General features: G+C 70.2%; 5 protein-coding genes. 2 read left to right on the top strand and 3 right to left on the bottom strand.

Annotation, left to right across the window (positions count from 1 at the left end; all coding sequences use genetic code 11):
- Nucleotides 1-114 precede the first annotated feature (114 nt).
- Genes AC07WS_RS19410 through AC07WS_RS19400 form a run of 3 tightly spaced genes read right to left on the bottom strand, consistent with a single transcriptional unit; the run spans nt 115 to nt 5,633 of the window.
- A complete protein-coding gene (locus AC07WS_RS19410; protein WP_494730657.1) occupies nt 115-1,401 on the bottom strand; it encodes a TolC family protein in 1,287 nt (428 codons plus the stop codon).
- Nucleotides 1,391-4,510, bottom strand: a complete 3,120-nt coding sequence (locus tag AC07WS_RS19405; protein WP_494730656.1) for an efflux RND transporter permease subunit — start codon at nt 4,508-4,510, stop codon at nt 1,391-1,393. The genes AC07WS_RS19410 and AC07WS_RS19405 overlap by 11 nt, the downstream gene beginning before the upstream one ends.
- Nucleotides 4,503-5,633 carry an efflux RND transporter periplasmic adaptor subunit gene (locus tag AC07WS_RS19400; protein WP_494730655.1) on the bottom strand — a complete coding sequence of 377 codons (1,131 nt, stop codon included), beginning with the start codon at nt 5,631-5,633 and terminating at the stop codon, nt 4,503-4,505. The genes AC07WS_RS19405 and AC07WS_RS19400 overlap by 8 nt, the downstream gene beginning before the upstream one ends.
- A gap of 159 nt (nt 5,634-5,792) precedes the next feature.
- On the opposite strand from AC07WS_RS19400, the gene AC07WS_RS19395 reads away from it, so the two are divergent.
- Both AC07WS_RS19395 and AC07WS_RS19390 read left to right on the top strand, forming a co-directional pair.
- On the top strand, nt 5,793-6,482 hold the full coding sequence (locus AC07WS_RS19395) for a response regulator transcription factor (protein ID WP_494730654.1): 690 nt from the start codon (nt 5,793-5,795) through the stop codon (nt 6,480-6,482).
- Nucleotides 6,475-7,887: a sensor histidine kinase gene (locus tag AC07WS_RS19390; protein ID WP_494730667.1), complete on the top strand. Its 1,413-nt coding sequence runs from the start codon at nt 6,475-6,477 to the stop codon at nt 7,885-7,887. The genes AC07WS_RS19395 and AC07WS_RS19390 overlap by 8 nt, the downstream gene beginning before the upstream one ends.

Here is a 7,887-nt window from a genome sequence, read left to right as displayed (position 1 = left end):
GACACGAGCTCTACCGTAGGCCGCGCCTACGGTAGAGCTCGTGTCCGAATGTCAGACTTGACCCCCGTGCGACAGCCGGGCTCGTGTCCGAATGTCAGACTTGACCCCAAGGGCTTAGTTGACGCCGGCCGCGAGCTGCAGCTGCACCGTGGCCGTCGCCAAGTCCGCCGTCGCCTGCAGCCAGGCCAGGTAGACCTCGTCGGCCGAACGCTGCGCCGACAACAGCTCCAGCAGCGACGCCGCGCCTTTTTTATACGACAGGCGCATGCCTTCCACAACTTTGTCCGACTGCACCAGCACCGATTCGCGGTAGCGCTGCTCGTTGGCCTGCGCCGCGCGGAACTGCGCGTGCAGACGGCGCACATCGGTCTGCGCCTTCAGCTCTGCCGAGCGCAGCGCCAGCATGGCCTGTGTGACCGCCGATTGCGCCTGCAACACCTCGCCGCGCTGCGTGCGCGACAGCGGAATCGGCACCGACACCGTCAAGCCCAGGCTCAGCGAACGCTGCGTCGGCGAGTTGGTCACCACGCCGCCCGCGTCGGTCAACGCGTGCACCGACGGCGTGTTCTTCAAGCCCACATTCACCACCGGATCGACCCAGCGGTTGGCCTGCGCCAGATCGGCCGAGGCGCGCGCCGCGTCCAGCGCCGCGCGGGCGATGCGGATGTCGTCGCGCCCGTCCTGCGCCTGCCGCACCAGCTGGTCCACGTCTTCCAGGCCGCCGACGGCGGGCGCGTCGCAAGCGAGCTGCGCGTCGCCGAACACCTCGCCGTAGCGCCGCCCCAGCGGAATCGACAGCGACTCGGCCGCCGTCTGCACCTGCGCCCGCGCCGACACCACGTCCGCCTCGTAGCGGTCGTGCTCCACCTGCGATTGCGACAACTCCAGCCCGCCGATATCGCCGACCTTGCGCCGCACGCCGTTGGCCTTGACGATGTCGCCCAGCGCGCGCAGCGTGGCCTCCTGCCGCACCAGCGCGTTGCGCGCGCGGCAGCTCTCGGTGTAGGCCGCCACCGCGTCCGCGTACAGCTGGCGGCGGCCGCCGTCCAGCGTCGCCTCGCCGACCTTGACCGCCGCCTGCGCGGCGCGGATGCGCTGGCCGCGCTTGCCGGCCGTCTCGATGGTCAGCGCCACGCTCATGGTGGTGGCGGTGGAGGCGTTCGGCTTGTTGGCCTTGGACAGCTCCTTGGAGTCGATGCCGGCCGTGAGCACCGGATCGGGCCGCACGCCGGCCACCGACACGCCGGCCTGGGCGCTGGCCACGTTCTCGCGCTGCATCTGCAGGTCCAGGCTGTACTTGGCGGCGGCGTCGGCGTACTCGCGCAGGGTGACCTGGCCGGCGGCCGGCAGGGCGACGCACAGCGCCAGCAGCGCGCACACGGGGTTGAGTTTAAATGTCATGGACTTGCTCCGCTTGCACCAGGCCGTCCTCGGCCTGTTTGGGTTTGTTCTCGAAATAGCGTTCGACCAGGTAGTACAGCGCCGGCAGCCACACCAGCGTCAGGCCGGTGGCGGTGATCAGCCCGCCGACCACGACGGTCGCCAGCGGCCGCTGCACGTCGCTGCCCAGGCCGTGCGCCAGCGCGGCCGGCAGCAGACCCAGCGCGGCCACGCTGGCCGTCATCAGCACCGGACGGAAGCGGCTGTAGGCGCCCTTGAGCACGGCGTCCTTGAGCGTCAGGCCGCCCTCGGCGCGCAGCTGGTTCAGGTTCGACACCATCAAAATGCCGTCCATCACCGCCACGCCGAACAGGGCGATGAAGCCGACCGCGCTCGACACGTTGAGCGTCATGCCGCGCAGGTGCAGCGCGACCAGGCCGCCCAACGCGCCCAGCGGCACGGCCGCCAGGATCATGGCCGGCTGGCGCAGGTTCTTGAACTGCGCGAACAGCAGCACGAACATCAGCGCCACCACCATCGGCATGATCAGCGCCAGGCGCGCCTGCGCCCGCTGCTGGTTCTCGAACTGCCCGCCCCAGGCCAGCTGCACGCGGCCGTGGTCGTAGCGCACCTTGGCCTCGATCTGCGCCTTGGCGTCGTCCAGGAAGGAGGCCAGGTCGCGTCCGCGCAGGTCCAGCCGCACCGTCAGGTGGCGCTTGCCCATCTCGCGCGTGATGGTGCTCTCGCCGTCGTCCAGCCGTATCGTCGCCACCTGCGCCAGCGGGATGCGCGCCCCCGTGGCCGAGGTCAGCAGCAGGTCGCCGATGGTGTCGGGATTGCTGCGCGAGGCGTCCGTGAAGCGCACGCCGATGTCGTACTGGCGGTCGTCGATGTACAGCTGCGAGACCGGCTTGCCGCCGATGCCGGTGCCGATCAGGTCGGCCACGTCGGCGGCGTTGATGCCGTAGCGCGCGGCGGCGGCCCGGTCCACCTCGATGCGCACCTGCGGCAGCGGCGGCTCCTGGTCGATAATCACGCTCTCGGCGCCCGGCACGGCCGCCAGCGTGCGCTCGACGTCGGCCGCGATGCGGCGCGTCTCCTTGAAGTCGTTGCCGTAGATTTTCACCACCAGGTCGCTGTGGGCGCCGGCCAGCTTGTCGAGCACGCCGTCTATCATCGGCTGCGTGAAGCCCACCCGGGTGCCGGGCAGTTTGGCGAAGCGCCGGCCCATCTTCTCGATCAGTTCCTGCTTGCTCAGGCCGGACTTCCACGTGTCGTACGGATGCAAGGTCACGCTGACCTCGATGTGCGACGGCGTCCACGGGTCGGTGCCCTCGTCGTTGCGGCCCAGCTGGGTGACGATGGTGGCCACCTCCGGGAACTCCAGCGCCGCGCTGCGCAGGCCGTCCGACATCTCGGCCGCCTTCTCCAGCGAGATCCCCGGCGGCAGCGTCACCTGCAGCCAGATCGAGCCCTCGTCCAGATACGGCAGGAAGTCGCGGCCGATGGTGCCGCCCAGCGCGCACACGGCGGCGAAGGCCAGCGCGAACGCCGCCAAGGTCACGCGCGAGCGGCCCACCACGGCCGCCAGAAACGGCTCATACAACTGCTTGGCCTTGACCAGCACCGGATTGTTGAACACCTTGCGCGGCTTGCGGTAGGCCTGATAGGCCAGCCCCGGTATCAGGGTCAGCGACACCACCAGCGCCCCCAGCAGCGCGAAGCCGATCGCGAACGCCATCGGCGAGAACAGCTTGTACTCGATGCGCTGGAAGGTGAACAGCGGCAGGTAGGCGGTGATGATGACGATCATGCCGAAGAAGATCGGCTTGGTCACCTGCAGCGTGGCCTTCATCACGTCGCGGGCGCGCAGCGCGGCGCCGTGGTTCTCCTCGTACTTGCGCAGGATGTTCTCCATCACCACGATGGCGCCGTCGACCACGATGCCGAAGTCGATCGCCCCCAGCGACAGCAGATTGGCCGGAATGTGGAAGTGGTGCATGAAGATGAAGGCCGTCAGCAGCGCCATCGGAATCGTCACGGCGACGATGGCCGCCGCGCGCGGGCTGCCCAGGAACAGCACCAGCACCACCGTCACCAGCAGCATGCCCTCGACCAGCGTCTTGCCGATGGTGTGCAGCGTGGCGTCCACCAGGCCGGTGCGGTCCAGATAGGGCACGATCTTCACGTCCTTGGGCAGCACGTTGTCGTTCAGGTCCTGCACGGCCGCGTGCACGTCCTTGAGCACCAGCGACGGATTCTCGCCCTTGAGCAGCAGCACGATGCCCTCGACCGTGTCGGGATTGCTGTTCTTGCCCAGGATGCCGTGGCGCTCCTTGCTGCCCAGGCGCACCTCGCCCAGGTCCTTGACCAGCACCGGCACGCCGTTCTTCTGCGTGACCACCACGTTGCCCAGGTCGTCCAAGCTGTGGATCAGGCCGACGCCGCGCACCACGAAGCCCTGCTGGCCGCGGTTGAGGATGCTGCCGCCGGCGCTGGCGTTGTTGGCGTTGATGGCGTCGGTGATCTGCTTGAGCGTCAGGTTGTACTTGCTCAGCTTGGCCGGGTCGAACTCCAGCAGGAACTGCGTGGTGAGCCCGCCGAAGTTGCCGACGTCGGCGATGCCGGCCACCTGCTTGAGGCGCGGGATCACCTTCCAGAACTGCAGCTCGGACAGCTCGCGCAGCGAACGGGTCTTCGATTCCAGCGTGTAGCGGTAGATCTCGCCGATGGGCGAGGTCAGCGGATCGAGCCCCGGCTGCGCGCCGTAGGGCAGGGCCACGCCGCTGATGCGCTCCTGCAGCCGCTGGCGCGACCAGTAGTCTTCCACGCCGTCGCGAAACACCACGGTGATCAGCGACAGGCCGAAGGTGCTCTTCGAGCGCATCACATGCATGCCGGGCGTGCCCATGATCTCGCGTTCGAGCGGAATGGTGATCTGCGACTCGACTTCCTCGGCCGCCAGGCCGGCCACCTGCGTGACCACCTGCGAGCTGGTGTCGGCGATGTCGGGATAGGCTTCCAGCGGCAGCTGCTTCCAGCAGAACACGCCGTACAGCGCGACCAGCACGAACACCAGCCAGGCGATGCCGCGCCGCTGGAAACTGATGGCAACCAGGCGATCAATCATTGAGCAGCACTCCTTCCTTGGCGACGATGCGGGTGCCCGCCTTCAGGCCGGAGACGATCTCCACCATCTCGCCGCTGTGGACGCCGGTGGCGACGGTGCGCGCCTCGAAGGTCCAGGCGGCCGTTTCCACGTAGACCTGGGTGCGGGTGCCGCTCTGCACCAGCGCGGAAGCCGGCACCACCACGCCCTGGTGCGGCGCGGCGCTGAATGTCACCTGCGCGAACATGCCCGGCTTCAGGCGGCCGTCCTTGTTGTCGACCGCCACGCGCACCTTGACGGTGCGGGTGTCCGCGTCCAGCACCTCGCCCACGTAGCCGACCTTGCCCGCGATGTGCTGGCCGGGATAGGCGTTCAGTTCGATGTCGGCGCCCTGGCCCGCGAACACGGCGGCCAGGTCTTTTTCCTGCACGCTGGCGGTCAGCCACACGGTCGACAGGTCGGCCACCACCATCACCGGGGCGTTGGTGTCGTTCCAGAAGCCGCCCTGGCCGCCGTTGAGTTCGATCACATGGCCGGACAGCGGCGAGCGCAAGGTGTACACGCGGCCATTGCCGCCGGCCAGGCTGCCGCCCAGCTGCGCCAGGCGCGCCTTGCTGCGCTCGCTTTCGCTGAGCGCCTGCGCATAGTCGCTCTCGGCCTGCTCCAGATCCTTGTGCGCCGAGATGTCGGCCGCGCGCAGCTCCTTCTGGCGCTCCAGGTTGCGGCGCGCCAGCGTCAGGCCGGCCTGCGCCTTGCTGGCGTCGCTGTGGGCGGCGGCCACGTCGGCCGAGTCCATGGTGAACAGCGCGTCGCCGGCCTTGACCGTGTCGCCCAGATGCTTGAGCAGCTGCTCGATGCGGCCGGCCACCGGCGGCACCACGCGCACCAGATGGGCCGGATCGGCCTCCACCACGGCCGGCACCGGGATGGCGCGCGCCACGTTCTGTTCGGCGGCGCTGGCCACCTGCAGCGACTGGCGCAGCGGCGAGCCGGCCGGCACCGCGATGGACGCGCCCTTGCGCACCACGGCGGCGGGCGGGGTGGCGTCGGTCTCGGGCGCGTGGCCGCAGCCGCCGAGGGCTGCGCACAACAGGGGGAGGGCCAGCAGCGCGCGCGGCTGCCGGCGTGGGTCGAATTTGGTCATGGCGGTCCCTGAAAGGCGAAAGGAGTCCCCGGCGTTCGCGGTGCCGGTGTCGTCCATGGGTAAGAGGAATGGCCGCAGTGTACCGAGAAGCGGGCCCGGCCATCCTGAATCTTCCTTCAGGAAACATCCTTTGCCGGGCGGACGGCAGTAAAATGCCGCATGACCAAGATATTGCTGATCGAGGACGACCAGAAGGCGGCCCGCTTGCTCAAGCGCGGCCTGGAGGAGGAAGACTTCGCCGTCGACGCCGTGCACAGCGCGGAGGAGGGCGAACCTGCCGCGCTGGCCGGCGACTACGACCTCATCGTGCTGGACTGGATGCTGCCGGCCAAGGACGGCATCACGCTGTGCGGCGAGCTGCGCGCGCGCGGCCTGCTCACGCCCATCCTGATGCTGACCGCGCGCGACGGGCTGGGCGACCGCGTGGCCGGCCTCAACACCGGCGCCGACGACTACCTGACCAAGCCCTTCGCCTTCGACGAGCTGCTGGCCCGCATCCGCGCGCTGCTGCGCCGCTCGACGCTGGTGCGCCCCGCGTTGCTGACCGTGGCCGACCTGACCCTGGACCCGCAAACCCACACCGTCAAGCGCGCCGGCCAGGCGCTGGACCTGACGCCCAAGGAATACGCCATCCTCGAACTGCTGATGCGCCAGGCCGGCCACGTGGTCAGCCGCGCGCAGCTGGCCGAGCGCATCTGGACCGCCGACCTGATCGCGCTCGACAACCTGATGGACTCGCACATGCGCAACCTGCGCCGCAAGATCGACCCCGAGGGCCAGCCGCGCCTGATCCACACGGTGCGCGGCCAGGGCTTCCGGCTGGCGGAGGTGGCCGATGACGATGCTTAGCTTCCGGCGCCGGCTGGCGCTGGTGCAGACCGCCGTCATCGTCTCGGTGCTGGCGGTGGCCGCCATGTCCGGCTACCTGAGTCTGTCGGGCGCGGTCAACGAACAGCTCGACGGCGCCTTGCTGGCGCTGGCCGAAACCGAGGCGGCCATGCTGCGCGCCGCGCCCGAGCAGCCGGTGCAGGTGCACGACGCCGCCAAGGGCCCGTCGCCGCCGTCGCTGGCGCGGCTGGACCGCTGGGTGCAGATCGTCGACGCCCAGGGCCGGGTGCTGGCGCGCAGCGCCAACCTGGGCGCGGCCAGCCTGCCGGCGCCGGCCGCGCTGATGGCGCGCATGGCCGCCGGCGACACCGTGTTCGAGACGCTCGACCATTTCGCCGAGGAGCCGGTGCGCATCGTCTCGCTGCCGGTGCGGGCGGGGCCACGTGCACCGCTGCGCTACACGGTGCAGGTGGCCGGCTCGCTGGACGACGTGCGCCACGTGGTGGCCTCGGCCAGCGTGATGTTCCTGGCGCTGGCGCTGGCGCTGCTGGTGGCGCTGACCGTGGCCAGCGCCTCGATCACGCGCTGGGTGTTCCGTTCGATCGACGACATCGTCGGCCAGGCGCAGCGCATCGGCGAGGCCAACCTGGACCAGCGCCTGTCCCACCCCGGCACGCGCGACGAGATCGGCCACCTGGTCGACACCCTCAACGACATGCTCGACCGCATCGACCAGAGCTTCCAGATCCAGCGACGCTTCACCTCGGACGCCTCGCACGAGCTGCGCTCGCCGCTGTCGCGGCTGCGGGCCGAGATCGAGATCACGCTGCGCCGCCCGCGCGACGCCGCCGAATACGTCGACACGCTGCGCTCCTGTATGGAGGAGGTCGAGCGCCTGACCCTGCTGGTGGAGGAGCTGCTGGCGCTGGCCCGCTACGACGCCGGCCAGGACCGCGACGCCTCGGCCTCCACCTCGCTCGGCGAGGTCGCCGCCGCCGCCATCGGCCGGGCGCAGGCCACGGCCGCGCAGCGCCAGGTGCGCCTGACGCTGCATGCGGCCGACGCGCCGGTGCGCGCCGCCATCGGCGAAGGCGCGGCCACGCTGATCGTGGTCAACCTGCTGGAGAACGCCGTCAAGTTCACGCCGTCCGGCGGCGCGGTCGAGGTGCGCATCTGGCAGGATGGCGAGCAGGCCTGCCTGCGCGTGTCCGACAGCGGCCCCGGCATCGGCATCGACGAGCTGCCGCATTTGTTCGAGCGCTTCTACCGGGGCGCATCGGCGCGCTCGGGTTCGGCGGCCGGCGTCGGCCTCGGGCTGGCGCTGACGCAGACCATCGTCCATGGCCACGGCGGCCGCATCGAGGCCGCCAACCTGCCGGCCGGCGGCGCCGCGTTCACCGTCCAACTGCCCGTCGGCGGCGCCTGA

The sequence above is a fragment of the Duganella sp. GW821-FHT01E12 genome (genome assembly GCF_059422325.1).
Note: the sequence above shows the minus strand (reverse complement) of the source record. Positions and strands in the feature narration are given on the sequence as shown.

What these genes read in the sequence shown, in the direction of transcription:
- AC07WS_RS19390 (WP_494730667.1), top strand. Translation starts at nt 6,475, where the DNA reads ATGCTTAGCTTCCGGCGCCGGCTGGCGCTGGTGCAGACCGCCGTCATC.
- AC07WS_RS19395 (WP_494730654.1), top strand. Translation starts at nt 5,793, where the DNA reads ATGACCAAGATATTGCTGATCGAGGACGACCAGAAGGCGGCCCGCTTG.
- AC07WS_RS19410 (WP_494730657.1), bottom strand. Translation starts at nt 1,401, where the DNA reads ATGACATTTAAACTCAACCCCGTGTGCGCGCTGCTGGCGCTGTGCGTC.
- AC07WS_RS19405 (WP_494730656.1), bottom strand. Translation starts at nt 4,510, where the DNA reads ATGATTGATCGCCTGGTTGCCATCAGTTTCCAGCGGCGCGGCATCGCC.
- AC07WS_RS19400 (WP_494730655.1), bottom strand. Translation starts at nt 5,633, where the DNA reads ATGACCAAATTCGACCCACGCCGGCAGCCGCGCGCGCTGCTGGCCCTC.